Below are 18575 nucleotides of genomic sequence, written 5' to 3' on the forward strand. Positions count from 1 at the left end.
CCAAAGCCCCGGTAACAGTATTTATGTGCCTGACAGTTGAAGATTGTTAGAAAAGTTAGGAGGTACTGGGATGAAAAGTTATATGGCTAACCCATCCAAGATTGAAAGAAAATGGTATGTAGTTGATGCTACAGGACATACATTAGGACGTCTCGCTTCAGAGGTAGCTTGCGTATTGAGAGGTAAGAATAAGCCGGAGTATACTCCGCATATCGATACCGGCGATTATGTAATCGTAATCAATGCTGACAAGATCAAAGTAACAGGTAAGAAGCTGGAGCAGAAGATTTATTATCATCACTCTGATTATGTTGGTGGTATGAAAGAGACCACACTCAAGGAAATGCTCGCTAAGAAGCCGGAGTATGTAATTGAGCATGCAGTAAAGGGAATGCTTCCAAAGGGACCACTTGGTCGCCAGATGGCAACAAAGCTTCATGTATATGCAGGTGCAGAGCATGAGCAGATCGCACAGAAGCCGGAAGTATTAGAAATCGTAGAGAGAGCATAATTGAGAGGAGGAAAAGACATTGGCTAATAAATTTTATGGAACAGGCAGAAGAAAAAGCAGTATTGCCAGAGTATATTTAGTACCAGGAAATGGTAAGATCACAATCAACAAGAAGGATATGGATCAGTATTTCGGTCTTGAGACATTAAAGATTATCGTTCGTCAGCCACTGGAAGCGACCAACACACTTGACAAGTATGATGTACTTGTAAATGTTCGTGGTGGCGGATTCACCGGTCAGGCCGGTGCAATCAGACACGGTATCGCAAGAGCTCTTCTGAATGTAGACGCAGATTTCCGTCCTACACTGAAGAAGGCAGGATTCCTTACTCGTGATCCTAGAATGAAAGAGCGTAAGAAATACGGTCTCAAGAAGGCTCGTAGAGCTCCTCAGTTCTCAAAGAGATAATAAATTATTTCATAAGAATTTTCGAAAAGTCCTTAAAACCAAGAGTTTTAGGGGCTTTTCTTTATTTGCAACTAATTAAAATCCCCTCCTGTTTTATTGGGAAATGTGGTACAATAAACATAATATATAATCATTAAAAGCATTGTATAGCAATGTCTTTTTACAAATTACAAGGAGGGTTATCATGATCAAAATAAACAAAAGAATTGTCCCAATCGCACTGGCGGTTTGTCTGACCGTTTCCTCAGCTTCCGCTGCGGCGCCGGCATATTCAACAACGGCAAGTGCCAAATCCTATGTATATGTGGCGGCGTCCGGCAATGGCGCGTGCTATCACACCAGCAAGAACTGCAGCCGCATGCGGGGACGTGTGGTTAAAAAGACAAAGAAAGCAGCGAAAAGACAGGGCTACCGTGCCTGCAAGAAATGCTACCGATAACGTGAACATGAAAAAGAAACGTATGAGAAACAAACAGAGATAACAAAGGGAGATAATTGATGGATCATACGGATTATGAAATTACACTGATCCGCAGCCGCCGTAAAAGTCTTGCGATTGAGATCACGCCGGAGCTTCAGGTGGTCGTACGGGCACCGGCACGAATGCCGGTAAGAGAGATTAATGCATTTGTGCAGGAGAAGGATGACTGGATCCACGCACATCTGCAGCAGATGGCGGAAAAAAAGCGGCTGCAGGAGCAGTACCGGGAACAGGCACTTTCTAAGGAGGAGCTTCAGGAACTTGCCACGCAGGCAATGAAGCTTATTCCGCAGAAGGTTCATTATTATGCACAGATCATTGGCGTCACCTACGGGCGCATCACTATACGGAATCAGAGGACAAGATGGGGAAGCTGCAGCGGAAAAGGCAACTTGAACTTTAACTGCCTGCTTCTTCTGATGCCGGAGGAAGTTCTGGATTATGTCGTGGTGCATGAACTTTGTCATCGAAAGGAAATGAACCATTCCGCCCGTTTCTGGGAGGAGGTCGAAAAAATCCTGCCGGATTACCGACAGCGCAGAAAGTGGCTGAAGGATAACGGAGGCAGGATCATGGACCGAAATCGTCCGGTATCCTGATACAACGAAAATTACTTATTAAGACTTCCTAGACCAATAACGCGTATACGCCCATACGATTTCTTTTGTCCGGAAAATGAATAGGCATTTTGCCTCATAAAACAAACTAGTCCTATTTCGCGGATTTTCAAGCGTTTTGGCAGACAAAATGCTCTTTCAAATAATTAGACAAAAGAAATCGTATGGGCGTATTTTAATATTCCGCATAGGAAGTCTTAGTGCATTATTCGTTGTATCAGGATGTCGGTGTATCATTTTGACTATGATCCCATATCTCATCATGGGACGGTCAGTTTGAATGAGTTACTTTTGGTGATCTCGTCATCGGAGAGCGGCATGACGGAAAGTGTATGACCGGACAGTTCATATCCGGAGAAATAATATGGAATTGACATTGTGGTGCCGGCAGGAATACAGTTTTCCAAGTAGATAACATCATAGCTGTTCTCGATGTCGCAGTAGTATTCCAGCGGACGGAACGACGCATAATATTTCTCATTGTCCAGGGTCAGATAAGGAGCATGTGGAAGCTCCGTGGAATAACAGTTGTTGATCTGCAGAACCACTTTATAATAGTCGTCGGCAAAGCGGTCGATCGAAGCCGGCAGGTCCTTTTCGGCAACCTTCTCCGTGTCGGAGACAGGCGTGACCGCATACCTTTTACCAGACTTGTACTGGGTGCTGCTTGATTCGGAAAAGAAAATGCTGCACGGGAGCGCGATCAGTATGGCGATCACAAGAATCCCGTTGATGCCGGATTTTCTGTGAATCCACATCAGTCCTTTTACAATACATTCGATTCCTAAGCTGAATCCTCGCATAATTTCCCTCATTTCTATTCAATAATTTGATGTGTGCCCTATTTCTTTTGCTTTGGGATTCCGGTGACAAGATAAGAGTTTGCAAGTGCATCTGTATCCGGATCAAGTTCGTTGATCAGAAGCCCCTTAAAATCATTTTTCTTGATCAGGAAGGAGAGTGTGCCGTCCTGGCTGTCAATATTGTCTGTGGTTCCGTTATCCTCCAGCTCGCTGTATTCCAGATGCTTGACGCGGGACAGATCATAATTGGAGATCGGCTTGAGATAACTGTCGTCCTTTGTGACACAGTAAGGACTGATGCGGTCGCTGTCCCAGTGCGTGTAAAGGTGATTTTCGTCCGCCTGACCCGGAAAGGTGTTGAGAGCCTTCTGTGGAACGGTAACGTGATATTTTACCGTGAGAATTTCATATCCCTCCGGCGTCTCGAAGGTGGAATCGTTATCGGTACTGCGGGAGGAAAATGTAACCGTAAAATCTCCGTTTTCCGTAGAAACCGTAAAGCCTTTGGAAGGCTTGACTTTCGTCGGGGTCACCGGCTCGGACAGAGTCAGTGTTTTGGCTATTTTGTTGGTCTGGTAGGTATGGAATACCTCCGGTCCGGCGATGATGAATCCGAGAATAACGATCAAAATGGCTGTTGCGAGCCAGTTGTTGCGGCGTTTGCCGGAAGTGCTTTTGGTGGCAGTTTCCCGGTGGGATGCCATCGGCTGAGTCTGTGGTTGTGTCTGTGTTTCGCTGCTGTTGTATGAAGACGTCCCCTGCGCCTGTGTTTCGCTGCTGTTGTATGAAGACGTCCCCTGTGCCTGTGCTTCGCTGCTGTTGTATGCAGAAGATCCCTGTCTCTGGTAGACGCCGCAGTGAGGACATAATCCGGCATAGAGATCGTAGTCAAATTTCCTGCCACAGTGCGTACATTTTATTTTCATATGTAATCTCCGTTCTATACGATTTGTTACAAAAGGTGGAAAGTCCGACCGCATCCGTACGGTGGATTTCCTGTGTTTTTCGTTATGATGAGTGTATCATATTTTAATGGGAAGATGCAATGGTTAATGATTTGGAAAAGGCTGTTTTGCCGGGGGCGCTTGACTTTTTAAGAAAAAATGCCACAATAAAGAAAAAGAATGAGAGGGGAAGTTATAGTACATATGAAGAAGCATAAAATAATACCTGTTTTCATATTTTTCGTAGTGGTACTGGCAGCAGCCGGCGGTATATGGTTTCGGTGCAAAGACACCGGTCCGGCGGGAAAACGTGTGTCGGACCAGAAAACATTTCCGCAGTTTCACAGCGAAACGGATCAGGACAAGGATGGCATAGATGATCAGACGGATATTCTTAAGGGAGCACTGGACTACGTGGCGACAAAGCCGAAATATAAGAGTCAATATTACAACGGTGGTTATCCGGATGATGGCTACGGGGTATGTACGGACGTGGTTGCTTTTGCTATGAAAGCAGCCGGCTATGATCTGATGCGGCTTGTGGCAAAGGACGTGGAACAGCATACGGACGCTTACGATATCGATCAGCCGGATCCTAACATTGATTATCGCCGTGTGAAGAATCTGCAGGTGTATTTTGGCAGGCATGCACAGAGTCTGGCAACCGATGTATCGGATGTGGAGGAATGGCAGGGCGGCGACATCGTTATATTCCGAAAACATATCGGAATCGTTTCGGACAAGAGAAATAAAAACGGGGTGCCGTATGTAATCCACCACTACAGTCCATGGCAGAGAAGCTATGAACAGGATATTCTCGAACGTCGCAGTGATATTGTTGGTCATTATCGCTGGAACTTCGGAAATGAATCCGGGGAGAAGGCGAAACAAAATAAAACGACGCAAAATAGTCGTTAAACTTAAAATCAGGGCTTGACAAAACGGAGACCGGATAGTATACTGGACAGGCAGTGTGAATTTGCCACTACGATTCAGGGGTGTAGTTCATCGGTAGAATAAGAGTCTCCAAAACTCCAGAGGAGGGTTCGATTCCTTCCACCCCTGCTAACCGATCCCATAAAAATGACTGACATTTTTATGGGATTTTTTCGTTATACAGGAATATGCTTGTGATGTAGCGTGGATCAAGGACAAAACACAGGTGCTTCCTTTTTCTTTATATGGGAAAGTGACTGTAATACAGCAGGAAACCGACGAGAATGGTAAAACGATGACCGGTGTCATTTGGAGGAATACGATGAATACAAGAAAATCATTATATGATATCAAATCTTTTTATAACAAGAAGGCGGTATTAAAGGCAAGCTTTCAGGGAATGCGCTATCAGCTGGAACAGTACAGGGATCCGGAGAACGAGGAGGCAGAGCCGGTGCTTCGGACAACGATCTGGCCGGAGCCGTTCTGCTTTGAGAAGACAGATCCGGATAAGAAGACCATCCGGGATTTTGTTTATACGGAGGAAGGTCTGGATGAGGCATACGACTGGCTTTGTCAGATTTACGAGGAGCGCAGCGGGGAATGGAGCGAGGCAAGAGATAATCCATATAAGGGTTTGTTTTAGAGGGTGTTCAGAAGGTTTTTCAGGGAACGTAAGAGAGAATCCTTCAGATCGAAATCGGACTTCTCAACATGGTGGATGAGTTCCTGAACCTTTTCCGGCTGTCCGGCATCCAGATAAATTTCGGCGAGGGACACATAGGTGTCCCTGATGTCGCTGCCAAGCTCGATGGCACGCTCCAGGATCTGTCTGGCACGTTCGTCCTGACCGTCACAGTTATGGTGCAGATAGCTTCCCCACATGCCGAGATTGCGGATCAGAAGAAGATAATTCTGATCATATTTGGACAGCTCCGGGAAATTAGCGGTTCCGTAGGTGAGCTTGATATCGGTATTGCTCATGCCGGACAGGTTGATGATCTTGGAGGAGAGGATGCGGCGTACCTGATCCTCACGATATTTTTCCTCGCCCTCTGCCGTATCGGAGAACGGAAGCTCATCCTCGGAGATCGTGATATAGTCAAGACCACTGATATCTTTCCGGCGGACAAAATTAGCTTCGCGCTCCTTTTCCCAGTAGTCGGTATCCCATTCGGAGTTATTATTTTGACCACGTTTGGTCTTGACGTTCAACCATATAACGAATAGAATAAAGAATATGAGAAAAATTGGCATAAGACATCATTCCTCCCTGTGGTGGTGTGGTTTCATTTGTGCAATATCGAATCAAAGAAAGGAGAGCAGTATGAACTTTTTTAACAAAAAAAATCAGCAGAGAATTGCCGTTGTTATTTGTGTGTTACTTATCATTGCCATGGTGCTTCCTATGGTTCTCGGATACTTAGCTTAATATGAACGTATAAATCAGCAGATGGTCTCATCTGCTTTTTTCATATGTACTTTTTTCAATATACAGAATGTACGAAAAATTGTCAAATACAGAGGGAATCTTTGACTTGCGATTTGCCGCCAATATGATTAAAATATAGGAATAAGCAAAAGTAAGGATGAGACGAGATTATGAGAAAGAATAAAGTATTGACAGCTTTTTTTGTGATTGGATGTATAGCAGTAGTCGGCATTGCAGGGATTGTGACGCTGTTTGCGAAGGATAATTTTGGCAATAAGAACCTGATCTGTGATGGGATATCCATAGGAAGTCTGGATGTTGGCGGCTTGACGCAGGAGCAGGCGCAGAAGAAGGTGGATGATTATATAGCAAAACGCCGGCAGCAGAAGCTGGTTGTGACAGTACAGGAGAATCAGATCGAAGCCACAGCCGCAGAGGCAGGTCTTGAGATTGCAGAGGGCGATTATGCCGCAGAGGCACTTCAGATTGGTAAGAAGGGCAATCTTTGGGAGAAGTTTCAGGAGATTCGTAAGGCAGAGGCAGGAAAGCGTGATATTGCGCTCGAGACCAAGGTGAATGAGGATACGCTGAAGAACTTTGTGGAGACAAAGTGTTCCGTATATGATATTAAGGCGAAGGATTCCCGGCTGAAGTTTAAGAACGGGGCATTGAAGGCAACGAAGTCCAAGGAAGGTCTTGAGGTACAGACAGACACGACGATGGAGGCAATACAGAAGACTCTTCTCAGTAAGAAAGCAGAGAATGCCGATGCTTTGGATGTGACCGCAGATGTGGAGGTTACGGAGCCGAAGTTTACCAGAGAGGAGGCATCCCAGTGTACGGATCTGCTTGGCAAGTATTCGACAACGTATGCAACCTATCAGGTAGAGCGTTCCAGCAATGTTGCGACGGCAGCGGGCAGGATCAACGGTACGGTTATCTATCCGGGTAAGACCTTTTCAACGATCAAGGTGATCAAGGACAGAACCGAGGAGAATGGATATAAAGCGGCACCGGAGTATTCCAGCGGAAAGGTTGTTTCCGGTATCGGCGGAGGTGTCTGCCAGGTATCCACAACGCTTTACAATGCGGTACTCAATGCAGAGCTTAAGGTAGTTGAACGCTCTCCACATTCGATGGTGGTAGGCTATGTACCGGTTTCAAGAGATGCTGCGATCTCCGGCGATTATAAGGATTTCAAGTTCAAGAACAATACGGATTATCCGGTATATATTATGGGGAACGCATCCGGCGGCATCTTAAGCTTTCGTGTATATGGTCACGAGACGAGAGAAGCCGGCAGAGAGATTTCGTTTGAGTCTGAGGTGACGGACACGATCGAGCCGGGCGAGGAGGTTGTCACGGAGGATCCGACGCTTCCGGCAAGCTATCGTTCTGTGACACAGTCTGCTCATGTGGGATACAAGGCGAAGCTCTGGAAGATTGTCAAGGTCAACGGTGTCCAGACAGAAAAGGTACAGGTCAATACCAGTGCCTATAATGCGTCACCGCAATATGTTACGGTAGGAAAGCAGCCGGCAACGGCAGCGCCATCTGCTTCAGCTTCGGCAGGTTCAAAGAAGCCGGCAGGAACAGCGGCACCGTCAGCGACGAAGAAGCCGTCAACGACAGTCAGACCATCCAGAACGAAAGCACCGTCTGCTGCGAAGAAATCGTCTGCCACGAAGAGCAATACGGCGAAGAAGAGTACCACTTCCGTATCCGGCAGTAAAACGACTTCAGAAAGCACCCCAAATAATACGAAAAGCAGCACCAAGAAAACAACAAACACCGGCAGCAGGAAAGCATCGTAATGCCTGCAGATTAAATAGAAATGAGGTTTCGTCATGGAAATTGGAAAGGTACCCGAGAATGTACTGAAAAGAGCGGTTTTTAAACAGATCAAGCATCTTCGCCCGGAAGTGCTGCTGCATCCCGGAGTGGGAGAGGATTGCTCCGCAATTGAGACAGCAGAGGATGAGGTGCTTGTATTTTCCACCGATCCCATTACAGGTGCATCAAAGGGCATGGGGACACTGGCGGTACATATCACTGCCAATGATCTTGCATCCAGCGGGGCAGAGCCGGTTGGTATTCTGACCTGTGTGATCCTGCCTCCGCGTACCAGAGAGAAGAAGTTGCATGATCTTATGGAGGAGATCATTCTTGCAGCGAACAGCCTTCACATCGAGGTGATGGGAGGTCATACGGAGATTTCCGATGTGGTTAATCGTCCGGTGATCACGGTTACAGGTGTTGGCAAGGTGCATAAGGATAAGCTTGTTTCTACCGGCGGTCTTCAGCCGGGAGATGATCTGGTCATGACAAAATGGGCAGGTCTGGAAGGAACATCGATCATCGCGGAAGAGAAGCGCGAGGAGCTTCTGACAAGGATTCCGGAGCAGCTTATTGATGCGGCAGCAGCGATGAGAGAGTATATTTCGGTGGTACCGGAGGCCGCAGTCGCGGTGGATGCCGGTGTCACGGCAATGCATGATGTCACAGAGGGCGGCATTTATGGTGCATTGTGGGAAGTAGGAGAGGCATCCGGCGTAGGAATCATAGCTGATCTGGACAAGATACCGATCCGTCAGGAGACGATCGAGTTGTGTGAGTTTTATGATATCAATCCATACATGCTGATATCCAGCGGATGTATGCTGATAGGAACTCCTCACGGTAATATGCTGGTGGACCGGCTGGCAGAGCATGGCATTCCGGCTGCCGTGATCGGCAGAGCCACAGAGGGCAATGACCGTATCATACGCAGCGGCGGGGAGACACGTTTTCTGGAGCCGGCAGGCAGCGATCAGCTTTATAAGATATATCAGTAGCCCGTTATACAGGTGATTATTTATTGAAGGATTAATGGAGGTAATTATGATCAAGAAACAGATTTTAGATGCGATCAGCATGAACAGCCGTCGTTCCACAGAAGATCTGGCGGCCATGTTAAATACAGGTACAGATACAATTGAGCATGAGATCAAGGAGATGGAGGATAATAAGGTCATCTGTGGCTATCCGACACTTATTAACTGGGACAGAACAGACTGTGAGAAGGTTACAGCTCTTATTGAGGTGAAGGTAACACCACAGCGCGACATGGGATTCAATAAGGTAGCAGAGCGTATCTACAAGTTTGAAGAGGTAGAGAGCGTTTATCTGATGTCCGGCAGCTTTGATCTTACTGTGATCATTGAGGGAAAGAGTATGAAAGAGGTTTCCCGTTTTGTGACAGAGAAGCTGTCTACTCTGGAGTACATCACAAGCACCGCAACTTATTTTGTACTGAAGAAATACAAGGAGCATGGTCTGATCATGACCGATGAAAAGCACGATTCAGAAAGGATGTTGATTACCCCATGAGAGACCCATTATCTAAGAAAGTACAGTCTATTGAGCCTTCCGGTATCCGCAAGTTTTTTGACATCGTCAGTGAGATGAAGGATGCGATCTCCCTCGGTGTGGGTGAGCCTGATTTCGATACACCATGGCATATCCGTGAGGAGGGTATCTATTCTCTGGAGCAGGGAAGGACGTTTTATACATCAAACGCAGGTTTGAAAGAGTTGAAGGAGGAGATTGCCAATTATCTGAAACGACGTTTTCAGCTTTCCTATGATCCTAAGAGGGAGATTTATCTGACCGTAGGCGGTAGTGAGGCGATTGACGGAGCACTCCGTGCAATGCTTGATCCGGGCGATGAGGTTTTACTGCCACAGCCGAGCTATGTGTCCTATGAGCCGTGTATCGTTCTGGCAGATGGTGTGCCAAAGATCATCGAGCTGAAGGAAGAGGATGAGTTTAAGCTTAAGAAGCAGCAGCTTCTGGATGCGATTACGGACAAGACAAAGATCCTGATCATGCCGTTCCCGAACAATCCGACCGGTGCGATCATGACAAGGGAGGATCTGGAGGATATTGCAGAGGTCGTACGGGAGCATGATCTGTTTGTAATTTCCGATGAGATTTATTCCGAATTGACATACAGTGGAGATCATGTGTCGATCGCATCGCTTCCGGGTATGCAGGAGAGAACGATCGTGATCAACGGATTTTCCAAATCCTATGCGATGACAGGATGGCGTCTCGGATATGCCTGTGGACCACAGGCGATCATTAAGCAGATGCTCAAGATCCATCAGTTTGCCATTATGTGTGCGCCGACGTTGAGCCAGTATGCGGCAATCAGTGCTGTTCGTGACGGCGATGCTGATGTAGAGCGCATGAGAATGGCATATAACCAGCGCAGAAATTATCTGATGAAAGCCTTCCGCGATATGGGACTGAAGTGCTTCGAGCCGTTTGGCGCATTTTATGTATTTCCAAGCATCAAAGAGTTTGGCATGACCTCGGATGAGTTTGCAACGAAGCTGTTACAGGAAGAAAAGGTCGCTGTCGTACCGGGAACGGCATTTGGTCAATGTGGCGAGGGATTTCTTCGTATTTCCTATGCGTATTCCATTGACGACTTAAAGATTGCTCTCGGACGTATGCAGAACTTTATCGACCGTCATAGGAAATAAGGGGGTCGGTAACGTGATGAATATTGTACTTCTTGAGCCGGAGATACCGGCGAATACAGGAAATATAGGACGTACCTGCTGTGCGACCGGTTCAAGACTGCATCTGATCGAGCCGATGGGCTTTCAGATCAATGACAAGATGCTCAAGCGTGCCGGACTGGACTATTGGAATGAGTTAGATGTTACGGTTTATGACTGTTACGAGGACTTCCTTCAGAAGAATCCGGATGCAGCCGGTAACATGTATATGGCGACCACAAAGGCGCATCAGACATATACGGATGTCACATATCCACCGAACGCATATATTATGTTTGGTAAGGAGAGTGCAGGGATTCCGGAGGAGATTCTTGTTGATAACGAAGAGAATGCGATCCGTATTCCGATGAATCACAAGATCCGCTCTCTGAACCTTTCCAATTCCGTGGCGATCGTATTATATGAGTCACTTCGTCAGAATAATTTCATGGGGGCGGAGAGAAACGGGCAGCTTCACCGGCTGCATTGGCACAGCGAACAGTAAGAGAAAGCCTGGGAAATTGCAAAACTTCCCCTTGATAGAAAATCGCTTAGAACGTGAGAATAATAAGATCCACTTTCACTGGATATCCAATGAAGTGGATCTTATCGGGTTTAAGCAATTTTATTTATATATTCCTTAAATTTCAAATACCGATTATTCGAAGCCTGAGAATATTATTGATAATGCGGCTTTTCAATAATACTCATGATCGCTCAAAATCAACATCGATATCACCAAGACTACACTTGAGACTGATATCACCATAAACATCTGTGGAGGAATCGTCTTTCGTGCTATCTCCAAAACAGATATCCCCCATAGAGGAGTGACTGGTGAAATTATAATTGCTCTTAGAACCCGGCAGCAGGAGACTCAGATCGCCGGTTGCACATTCCAGTTGATTTGTTCCGGTAAGTTTTGCCGCAATATCGGTATTGCCAACGGCTGTTTTGGAGTTCAGGTTGTTGATCTTATTTTCGCCGGGGCTGTTATCGGTGTCTCCAAGCTCCAGATCACCAACACCAACCTTTGTTGTACAGTGATCGGATACATGGATCTTATCGATTGTACCATCGCCGGCACCGATCTTTATGCTTAACTGTTTCGCCGTAAGCCCTGTCATATCCAGAGAACCGGCACCTACCTTGAGCGTGGTGTTATCGGCGGTCAGAGCATCATCAATTTCACAGTCACCTGCGGCAATCGAAATATTGGCACGGTCAAAATGTTTCTCCAGAGGCAGAGTGATCGTATAGGAAACATCGGAATCCCAGTTTTTTGACAGAAACGGAATCCGTACTGTGTGATCCAGAAAAGTGATCGTTGCATTGGAGAAATTCGGTGTTTCAATATGCCAGACATTGTCCTTGATATAGGAGTAATATTTGCTTTCCAGGCTGTCGGTATCATCATCCGGCTGGATAGAACAGGTGTCACCCCTTTGGATGGTAATATCCTGACAGTGGAAATCAAAATCAATGCCGGTGATTAAGCCTGAGTCCTTTTCTGAGAGAGTGAAAGTACCATTTTGTGTGTATTTTGGATTGATATTTTGATTCAACCGAAAAGCAAATAATGTTCCTCCCATGCTGATCCCGGCAATCAGGCAGAGGATACCGATCAGGAAAATGCAGGATAAAGCAAGCAGAAATTTATCTTTCTTTTTCATAGCTTTCACGTGTCTTGCCAACGATTAGCAAGACGCCTCCTTTCCAAGTAATTTGATGCGGCACCAGTCCCAAAGCCGTCCGAGCTGGCGCCAGAGCAGTGGAATAAGACGGATGGCAAGAAAAACACCGAGGTAGCAGAAGGCACTTCCAAGTGAAAACAGAAGACAGCCAACGCCAATGGTCAGAACACCACTTGCAGCGTGTCCGGCAAACAGTGCAATAAATCCGGCTACGATGGCAACGATTCCGCTAATTGCAGATCCACCGCCGCCTAAGACCAGTGCAGCAAAAATGCCGACCAGCGCTCCAAGCAGTCCCAGAAGGAAGCTGGCAATGCCGAGCAGCGCAGATCCCCAGATTGGAGAAGTGACAACAAGGACAATGATCATAATGATCAGATTGGTATTATCCATGCCGGAGAATAAACCGGAAGATCGGCTACAGGTTGACTGGTTTGCACCGGAAGCGTTGCTGTGGCTTGCACTACCGTTCGTATATCCGGTGTTTGACTGTTGATTGCCGGAAGAATCTCCGTTCATGTGTTGATTGCCGGAAGGATCTCCGGTCATGCTGTGCCAGTTGTTATCAGATTGGGAGCGGTCATTTTGAGTGCTATCCGGAGTGACATCGGATGCATTGCCGGAGACATTTTCAGAGTGCTCCGGCCCGGCTGCTTTATATGGCTGCAATGGAGCGGTAGCATGAGTGCTTGCACCATCCCCGTATGTGATCTCATCCGGGGAATCTGCCTTGATCAGCTCCGCGATATTTTCAGGAGAGCCCAGCTCGTTCAGAACTTCCTGTTCATTGTCCTCACCTGCATCAGCAAAGTAGTCTTCATAATAATGAAGTGCCTGCTTCCGTTCTTCTTCGGGCAGGTCTTTCAGCAAACGGCTTAAGTCGCCTAGAAATTCATATTTTGTCATATTTCTCCTCATTTCTTTCCTTGATCTATGGTTGCGTCAGCTTGTTCCAGAAGAAGCTGATTGATCTTATGTGTGTAGTTGTGCCATTCCTGTCGGTAGAGGTTAAGCTGTACCCTGCCCCTTTCTGTGATTTTATAGTAACGGCGGTTTCTGCCGCCGCATTCCTGATCATACACAGAGAGACAATCATCCTTTTGCAGCCGTCGCAGAACCGGATAGAGTGTCGATTCGGATACGTCAATGACAGAACGGACATCCTGTGTGATTTTGTATCCGTAGGTTCCTTCGGCAGAATGCTCCACCACGGCAAGTACAATGGCATCCAGCAATGCAGAGCCTGTGTTAAATATCATAGGAAGCCTCCAATCTTAAATAATAACTCCAAAATCCAGATGCTTCGCATCTGTCGCGCGATGCGCTGGAAGATTTTGTCGTTCATGCATTCTATGCAAGTGAACAAGCTCCCTTGCATTTAGAATGCATGATATAATACTATATATCATATAATATGATGATATTATACGCTGTATAATATAATATGTCAACATAAAAAAACTCTGAAATAGGATTTTGTGAATGAAATCCTTTATTTCAGAGTTTTTGTGAATTTCAATGATTTCTCATAATGACCCTGTCCGGTATTGATAACAGGATCATGGATTTATTATTTGTTCTTGTCTTTGGTCTGTCCCTTTGTATCTGCTTGAGATTCGGTCTCTCTCTCAAAGGAAATGGAAGCGTTACCCTTGTCGGCTGTAACAGATATGGTGCCGTACTGTTCTGTGCTGTTCTGGGCATCGGCAGGAACTACAGATTCATGAATCTTCAGATTATAGGCGGCTGCCGGGAAGGTATAATTCGCCTTGGTTCCGGCGAGAGCCGCTTCGATATTGCCACGGCTTGTCTGTAAGGAAGCAGAACCCATCAGCTTTGCATAAAGAGTGATACCGCCATGCTTATTGGAAAGAGTGGTATTACTCATGGTCGAATCCATTGCACTGCCGGAGGTTCCGACAAGCAGACGATTATTTGATGCAATATTGCCATTTCGTGTAATTTCTGAAGAAGCAATGCTGGTAGTACCATCTACGTTAATGGAAGCAGTATCGGCAGTCAGTTTATCGGCGCTGAGATCGCCGTTCTTGATGTTAATATTGACCTGACTTGCTACCAGTGCATCGCAGGTGACATCGGAACGGTTTGTGTTGATTGTAATCTGATCCAGTTTGGCATTTGGTGGAATCACAAGTACATAGCTACCATAGCCGCAGACCCATTTGGATGGAACGCTGAATTTTAAGCCAAACACATTGGCAGTTCTCTTGAACTGGGTTGCGCCGGCATATAACACGCCATTTAAGACATAACCATCGTACTGACCGCTGCCGGAGAGATCGAAGTTCTCACCGGATTTGATGGAAATCTTACTGGCAAAAAGGTTTAATTCAATCGAACGCACATCTGTGGTCTGGACATCTCCGATGGGAACGGCACCCTCCGGAATAGTTGCTTCCGAAAAGATAGCTGGAATTGAAGAGGGACCACTGCCCATTACAAAACCGGCTACCATAATTACAATTCCTATGATTCCTATTGCAATAATGATTTTAATTTTATTATTCATGCTATTCTCCATTCTGAAGCATATTGCTCCCAGCAGTTATCTGTTTATTTCAGGGCGAGACGGGCAAGCTTTGCCTTGATCCCGCTAAATAGTACCTTTACACTGAAATAGGCACCCGGAAGGATTCGGGTGATAAGCTTATAACCCAGAAAACATAATCCGCATCCTGCGGCAAACAGGAAGAAAATACATCCCAGAGTAAAGACGCTGGTAGAAATCTGAGCTGAGAAAAGTGCCAGAAGCGTCAGCGCAATAGAGGCAAGGCTTGCCACAAAGCATCCGATACCTGCTGCGATACAGGCGGCAACAGCACATACGCCTAATGCGAATCCCCCCAGAATCACTCCGACAAGAGTAAGCCAGATCGGGCAGGTGACTAACAGGACAATGCCGATGACCATCTTCTTGGAGCTGCTGTAGCGTTCTGCGTTATTTTCTTTTTCGATGGCGGCATTCTGTTTGGCAGCCGCACGAGCCTGTTTTTTATTCACTTTGGAAGTGGTAGAATTGATGGACTTGATATCAACCTTTGTTTTGTTGCGGCGTGCAAGCTCTTCTTCTGCTTTTTTCTTGTCCTCCTCCGTATCGTCCCGGAAGATGGAATTACGCATGGAAGAGGTCTTGGCTGGTGCTTTCGCAGCATCTGCTGTCTGCGCAGTCTGAGTCGGAGTACCGGAAGTTGTCTGCGGAGCAGTCAGAATCGGAGTACCGGAAGCCGTTTGTGGGGCAGCCGGGGTCGCAGTACCGGAAACCGGCTGTGCTGTCATAACCGGTTGCTGTGGAGCAGAAACGGTTTGTGGACGAGGTCTTGTTGCCGGTGACGGCGCCTGTGGCTGTGATGCCGGTGAAACAGGTGATGATGGCACCGGTGTCGGTGGAACAGGTGCTGTAGTGACGGACTGTCCCATCGGAGCAGCTGCAATGGATGCGGCTGCCTGAGCCGGTGTAGGACTCTGTGTAAATGAACCTGCTGCATCAAGAGATGGTGGCGGTGTAGCCCGATTGATCTGCGGTGAAGCAGATGCAGTGGTGGCAACTTGTACCGGAGCGGCAGGTGTAATCATGGAAGATGCTGCCTGCGTTGGTGTAGCCTGAGCCGGCGAAACCGGAGTAGGGGATGGTGCTGCCTGTGCAGGCTGCGCTGCAGGAGTCTTCGCCTTAACGGTAGGCGCCTGTGTTACAAATCCACTTGCAGTTGCCATAGACGCATTCTTCTGTGCCTGGGCGGCAAGCTTACGGGAGTATACCGGTGGCTTGCTGGCAGCGGCTGCAGCCCGCGCTGCGGCTGCCTGCTTCTCTTCTTCCTGAACAGTGGATCTTGCGGCAGCCTTCTGACGCTGTAGAGAGGCTTCGCGGAGCTGTTCCGCGATATATGCCGGAGAGATAAAATCGCGGATGATTTCCTGTTCTTTTTCCGGACCGGCATCTGCGAAATAATCCTCGTAATATTCCATCGCCTGATCGACTTCTTCCTGAGGTAAATCTGCGATCAGACGGCTCAAGTCACCCAAAAATTCAAATTTTGTCATTTTTTCCTCCCCTTTTTGTATAAAATACGGTTTTATACAAGTATCCATTGCCGGAAAGCAATGGATACTATAGATAGATATATGCGTTTATATCATTATTTGCTGCTGTCCTCATCGTTGGAGATCAGATGTGCCTGTAACAGACGGCGCTTGAAATCATCCATTGGTGCTTCCTCCGGTTGTGCAGGAGCTGCCTCCTTTTCCGGCTCTGTCTTTGGAGTGACAACGGCTTTCGTTTCTACTGATTTTGCTTCAACCGGCTTTGCCTCTGCTGGCTTTGTACTGATCGCTTTTGCCTCTAATGGCTTTGTGATCGTAGCAGTTGTCTCTACCGGCTTTGCATTAGGAGCTGCAGCCTTCTCCTCGAGGTCTTTGCTGCGGCTGGCTTATATACCTGTGGCTCGGAAACAGATGGCTCTGGGATAGCCGCCTCTGGAACCGGAGTCTCGGAAGATTCACTTGCAAGTGGCTGTGAACTTGATACCTTTGAATAACTCTTCTGTGAGAAGATCTTCGGTGTGGCGGATTTCTTCTGCTTGCCCTCCATTAGAAGATCTGCTAATCCGCCTACAGCATCATCAGGAACTTCGCGGTAACTTGATCTGGAAATAGGTTTGGACTTGGAAGTCTCAGCCTTTGGTACCGGAGCAACCGGTCTTGACGAAGAAAATGCCCGAACCGGATAGATGATGAAAATGCCCGCAGTGGTGTTGATGAAGAGAAACCACGGAGCGGATTGGAAGAAGATGTCTGCTTTGGAACAGGAACGGGAACAGAGCTTGACATTGCAGAAATATCTGCGGCAGTTGCTCTGAATTCATCAGCAGCGGAACTTCTTGATTTACGGCCTTTTTTCTTGGAAGAAGAATCATCTTCCTTCAGAAGATCAACCAGACTGTTCACGGAATCATCGCTGTCCGGATTACGAACCTCCTGCATACGTGAGCTGGAGGTTGGAACCGGTGAAGGTTCTGACATAACCGGTCTGCTTTGACTTGTAGACTTTGGAACAGGAGTCGGCTTTGGAGTGTCTGCGATCAGTTCTTTAGGAATATTTTTCTTCTTGTTTCGTCCAAAGAAGCCACGTTTCTTAGGCTGATCGTCATCCTTGAGAAGATCGACCAGGCTGTTCACGGAATCATCAGTTTCTTTGTTACGGGTTTCCGCATAACGAACCGGGGTAGAAGAGGATTCAATCGACTCCGACTCCGGAGAAGCTTCCGACTGTGTATTTTCTGCCTCTGCCGGATTTAACATTGCGGCAACGGCGTTGATATCGTTGATATTCAGGCTTGCATTTGCGGCGGCCTCCTGTGTCGCAGCCTCAGCGACCTCAGGCTCCGGATGTGCTTCCATAACTGTTTCGAAGGAGCGAAGCTGTGTCAGCATGCTTTCAAGTGCATTGATTGTTGCAATATCTGACATGGAGCTTTCAAGCTCAGGAAGATCATCATCCTCGGATTCCTCGGAATCACCCATTGCCATTTCTGCAAGGAAATCAGCCTCATCGTCTTCATCGGAGTCTGATTCAACAGGTGCATTCATATCAATGGTCTCTGTAGCAGGCTCATCGGCAGGCTCCTGATAAACAGGTTCTGCATTCATGTCGATGGTCTCTGTAGCAGGTTCATCGGCAGGCTCCTGATAAACAGGCTCTGCATCCATAACAGGCTGAGGAGCAGGCTCACTGACAGGCTCCGGAACAACAGGTGCTGCATCCATAGCAGGCTGAGGAGCAACTGACGGTGCCTCATCGTAAGAAATAAATGAAGAGGCTGGTATATTATCAAATTCGAAGAGATCCCCGTCAGAGGAGAATCCCATATCATCGGATGTGACAGAATCATCATCACCGATGGAAAAATCAAAATCCATCATAGCATTGGAAGCACCGCCAATATGGAAAGTATCTTCCCCGGCAGCGGCTGCAGCAGTTGCATCAGCCTGTGCTACGGTTGCCGGATTGATCTGTGGTGTTACGTTCATGACAGGAACCGGCTGAGGCTCAGAAATAGGAGTTACCTGAGGAGCGGCCTGCATAACGGGAGCCGGCTGTGAACCGGAAACCGGAACTGCCTGAGGAGCAGCCTGCATAACGGGAGCCGGCTGTGAACCGGAAACCGGAACTGCCTGAGGAGCAGC

At 47.2% G+C, this 18575-nt stretch carries 21 protein-coding genes and 1 tRNA gene; 13 read left to right on the forward strand and 9 right to left on the reverse strand.

The window, feature by feature from the left end:
* The first annotated feature begins 70 nt into the window (after nt 1-70).
* The 4 genes from rplM (at nt 71) to DXA20_RS07100 (ending at nt 2000) form a co-directional block, all read left to right on the forward strand.
* Nucleotides 71-511 carry a 50S ribosomal protein L13 gene (gene rplM, locus DXA20_RS07085; RefSeq protein WP_022305149.1) on the forward strand — a complete coding sequence of 147 codons (441 nt, stop codon included), beginning with the start codon at nt 71-73 and terminating at the stop codon, nt 509-511.
* Between the two features lie 19 nt (nt 512-530).
* The gene (gene rpsI, locus DXA20_RS07090) at nt 531-920 is read left to right on the forward strand and encodes a 30S ribosomal protein S9 (protein ID WP_022305150.1); all 390 of its coding nucleotides are present in this window, start codon (nt 531-533) and stop codon (nt 918-920) included.
* A 184-nt stretch (nt 921-1104) separates the two neighbouring features.
* Nucleotides 1105-1359 carry a hypothetical protein gene (locus DXA20_RS07095; RefSeq protein WP_022305151.1) on the forward strand — a complete coding sequence of 85 codons (255 nt, stop codon included), beginning with the start codon at nt 1105-1107 and terminating at the stop codon, nt 1357-1359.
* A gap of 59 nt (nt 1360-1418) precedes the next feature.
* Nucleotides 1419-2000 carry a M48 family metallopeptidase gene (locus tag DXA20_RS07100; RefSeq protein WP_022305152.1) on the forward strand — a complete coding sequence of 194 codons (582 nt, stop codon included), beginning with the start codon at nt 1419-1421 and terminating at the stop codon, nt 1998-2000.
* 278 nt (nt 2001-2278) lie between these two features.
* Here the strand turns inward: DXA20_RS07100 and DXA20_RS07105 are convergent, their stop codons facing one another.
* Both DXA20_RS07105 and DXA20_RS07110 read right to left on the reverse strand, forming a co-directional pair.
* On the reverse strand, nt 2279-2821 hold the full coding sequence (locus DXA20_RS07105; protein WP_118559785.1) for a hypothetical protein: 543 nt from the start codon (nt 2819-2821) through the stop codon (nt 2279-2281).
* 38 nt (nt 2822-2859) lie between these two features.
* Nucleotides 2860-3747, reverse strand: a complete 888-nt coding sequence (locus DXA20_RS07110; protein WP_118559786.1) for a hypothetical protein — start codon at nt 3745-3747, stop codon at nt 2860-2862.
* Between the two features lie 222 nt (nt 3748-3969).
* On the opposite strand from DXA20_RS07110, the gene DXA20_RS07115 reads away from it, so the two are divergent.
* The 3 genes from DXA20_RS07115 (at nt 3970) to DXA20_RS07125 (ending at nt 5347) form a co-directional block, all read left to right on the forward strand.
* Nucleotides 3970-4683, forward strand: coding sequence for a DUF1287 domain-containing protein (locus DXA20_RS07115; protein ID WP_118559787.1), 714 nt, complete (start codon nt 3970-3972; stop codon nt 4681-4683).
* 76 nt (nt 4684-4759) lie between these two features.
* Nucleotides 4760-4830: transfer RNA gene (locus tag DXA20_RS07120), tRNA-Trp, on the forward strand.
* A 193-nt stretch (nt 4831-5023) separates the two neighbouring features.
* Nucleotides 5024-5347, forward strand: coding sequence for a hypothetical protein (locus tag DXA20_RS07125; protein ID WP_022305156.1), 324 nt, complete (start codon nt 5024-5026; stop codon nt 5345-5347).
* On the opposite strand, the gene DXA20_RS07130 is transcribed toward DXA20_RS07125, so the two are convergent.
* Nucleotides 5344-5958 (reverse strand): tetratricopeptide repeat protein, encoded by a 615-nt coding sequence (locus DXA20_RS07130; protein WP_118559788.1) that lies wholly within the window; start codon nt 5956-5958, stop codon nt 5344-5346. The genes DXA20_RS07125 and DXA20_RS07130 overlap by 4 nt on opposite strands.
* Nucleotides 5959-6303: 345 nt before the next feature.
* On the opposite strand from DXA20_RS07130, the gene DXA20_RS07135 reads away from it, so the two are divergent.
* The 5 genes from DXA20_RS07135 to trmL are packed head-to-tail and all read left to right on the forward strand — an operon-like array spanning nt 6304 to nt 11185.
* Nucleotides 6304-7947: a VanW family protein gene (locus DXA20_RS07135; RefSeq protein ID WP_118559789.1), complete on the forward strand. Its 1644-nt coding sequence runs from the start codon at nt 6304-6306 to the stop codon at nt 7945-7947.
* Between the two features lie 33 nt (nt 7948-7980).
* The gene (locus tag DXA20_RS07140; protein ID WP_022305160.1) at nt 7981-8967 is read left to right on the forward strand and encodes an AIR synthase family protein; all 987 of its coding nucleotides are present in this window, start codon (nt 7981-7983) and stop codon (nt 8965-8967) included.
* 49 nt (nt 8968-9016) lie between these two features.
* Entirely contained in the window at nt 9017-9502 is a 486-nt protein-coding gene (locus DXA20_RS07145; protein WP_118559802.1) for an Lrp/AsnC family transcriptional regulator, read from the forward strand.
* Nucleotides 9499-10662 carry an aminotransferase class I/II-fold pyridoxal phosphate-dependent enzyme gene (locus tag DXA20_RS07150; RefSeq protein WP_022305162.1) on the forward strand — a complete coding sequence of 388 codons (1164 nt, stop codon included), beginning with the start codon at nt 9499-9501 and terminating at the stop codon, nt 10660-10662. Before DXA20_RS07145 ends, DXA20_RS07150 begins: the two co-directional genes overlap by 4 nt.
* A 13-nt stretch (nt 10663-10675) precedes the next feature.
* On the forward strand, nt 10676-11185 hold the full coding sequence (trmL, locus tag DXA20_RS07155) for a tRNA (uridine(34)/cytosine(34)/5-carboxymethylaminomethyluridine(34)-2'-O)-methyltransferase TrmL (RefSeq protein WP_118559790.1): 510 nt from the start codon (nt 10676-10678) through the stop codon (nt 11183-11185).
* 202 nt (nt 11186-11387) lie between these two features.
* Here the strand turns inward: trmL and DXA20_RS07160 are convergent, their stop codons facing one another.
* From DXA20_RS07160 to DXA20_RS07180, 5 genes are all read right to left on the reverse strand, one after another.
* Nucleotides 11388-12374: a DUF4097 family beta strand repeat-containing protein gene (locus DXA20_RS07160; RefSeq protein ID WP_118559791.1), complete on the reverse strand. Its 987-nt coding sequence runs from the start codon at nt 12372-12374 to the stop codon at nt 11388-11390.
* Nucleotides 12375-12377: 3 nt separating this feature from the next.
* Entirely contained in the window at nt 12378-13280 is a 903-nt protein-coding gene (locus DXA20_RS07165; RefSeq protein WP_022305165.1) for a DUF1700 domain-containing protein, read from the reverse strand.
* A gap of 8 nt (nt 13281-13288) precedes the next feature.
* On the reverse strand, nt 13289-13633 hold the full coding sequence (locus DXA20_RS07170) for a PadR family transcriptional regulator (protein ID WP_118559793.1): 345 nt from the start codon (nt 13631-13633) through the stop codon (nt 13289-13291).
* 311 nt (nt 13634-13944) lie between these two features.
* Complete coding sequence (locus tag DXA20_RS07175) at nt 13945-14904, reverse strand: DUF4097 family beta strand repeat-containing protein (protein WP_158577160.1); 960 nt, start codon at nt 14902-14904, stop codon at nt 13945-13947.
* Nucleotides 14905-14948: 44 nt separating this feature from the next.
* A complete protein-coding gene (locus tag DXA20_RS07180) occupies nt 14949-16433 on the reverse strand; it encodes a DUF1700 domain-containing protein (protein ID WP_118559795.1) in 1485 nt (494 codons plus the stop codon).
* Nucleotides 16434-16493: 60 nt separating this feature from the next.
* Between DXA20_RS07180 and DXA20_RS16010 the strand changes: the two genes are divergently transcribed.
* The gene (locus DXA20_RS16010; RefSeq protein ID WP_147403714.1) at nt 16494-16859 is read left to right on the forward strand and encodes a hypothetical protein; all 366 of its coding nucleotides are present in this window, start codon (nt 16494-16496) and stop codon (nt 16857-16859) included.
* A 141-nt stretch (nt 16860-17000) separates the two neighbouring features.
* On the opposite strand, the gene DXA20_RS16145 is transcribed toward DXA20_RS16010, so the two are convergent.
* Nucleotides 17001-18575: hypothetical protein (locus DXA20_RS16145; protein WP_330420684.1), on the reverse strand; the 1575-nt coding region annotated here is incomplete at its 5' end.

This window comes from Roseburia sp. AM59-24XD, assembly GCF_003478445.1.
In the GTDB taxonomy this organism is placed as follows: domain Bacteria; phylum Bacillota; class Clostridia; order Lachnospirales; family Lachnospiraceae; genus Jutongia.

What these genes read in the sequence shown, in the direction of transcription:
- rplM (WP_022305149.1), top strand. Translation starts at nt 71, where the DNA reads ATGAAAAGTTATATGGCTAACCCATCCAAGATTGAAAGAAAATGGTAT.
- DXA20_RS07095 (WP_022305151.1), top strand. Translation starts at nt 1,105, where the DNA reads ATGATCAAAATAAACAAAAGAATTGTCCCAATCGCACTGGCGGTTTGT.
- DXA20_RS07100 (WP_022305152.1), top strand. Translation starts at nt 1,419, where the DNA reads ATGGATCATACGGATTATGAAATTACACTGATCCGCAGCCGCCGTAAA.
- DXA20_RS07105 (WP_118559785.1), bottom strand. Translation starts at nt 2,821, where the DNA reads ATGCGAGGATTCAGCTTAGGAATCGAATGTATTGTAAAAGGACTGATG.
- DXA20_RS07110 (WP_118559786.1), bottom strand. Translation starts at nt 3,747, where the DNA reads ATGAAAATAAAATGTACGCACTGTGGCAGGAAATTTGACTACGATCTC.
- DXA20_RS07115 (WP_118559787.1), top strand. Translation starts at nt 3,970, where the DNA reads ATGAAGAAGCATAAAATAATACCTGTTTTCATATTTTTCGTAGTGGTA.
- DXA20_RS07125 (WP_022305156.1), top strand. Translation starts at nt 5,024, where the DNA reads ATGAATACAAGAAAATCATTATATGATATCAAATCTTTTTATAACAAG.
- DXA20_RS07130 (WP_118559788.1), bottom strand. Translation starts at nt 5,958, where the DNA reads ATGCCAATTTTTCTCATATTCTTTATTCTATTCGTTATATGGTTGAAC.
- DXA20_RS07135 (WP_118559789.1), top strand. Translation starts at nt 6,304, where the DNA reads ATGAGAAAGAATAAAGTATTGACAGCTTTTTTTGTGATTGGATGTATA.
- DXA20_RS07140 (WP_022305160.1), top strand. Translation starts at nt 7,981, where the DNA reads ATGGAAATTGGAAAGGTACCCGAGAATGTACTGAAAAGAGCGGTTTTT.
- DXA20_RS07150 (WP_022305162.1), top strand. Translation starts at nt 9,499, where the DNA reads ATGAGAGACCCATTATCTAAGAAAGTACAGTCTATTGAGCCTTCCGGT.
- DXA20_RS07165 (WP_022305165.1), bottom strand. Translation starts at nt 13,280, where the DNA reads ATGACAAAATATGAATTTCTAGGCGACTTAAGCCGTTTGCTGAAAGAC.
- DXA20_RS07170 (WP_118559793.1), bottom strand. Translation starts at nt 13,633, where the DNA reads ATGATATTTAACACAGGCTCTGCATTGCTGGATGCCATTGTACTTGCC.
- DXA20_RS07175 (WP_158577160.1), bottom strand. Translation starts at nt 14,904, where the DNA reads ATGAATAATAAAATTAAAATCATTATTGCAATAGGAATCATAGGAATT.
- DXA20_RS07180 (WP_118559795.1), bottom strand. Translation starts at nt 16,433, where the DNA reads ATGACAAAATTTGAATTTTTGGGTGACTTGAGCCGTCTGATCGCAGAT.
- DXA20_RS16010 (WP_147403714.1), top strand. Translation starts at nt 16,494, where the DNA reads ATGGATACTATAGATAGATATATGCGTTTATATCATTATTTGCTGCTG.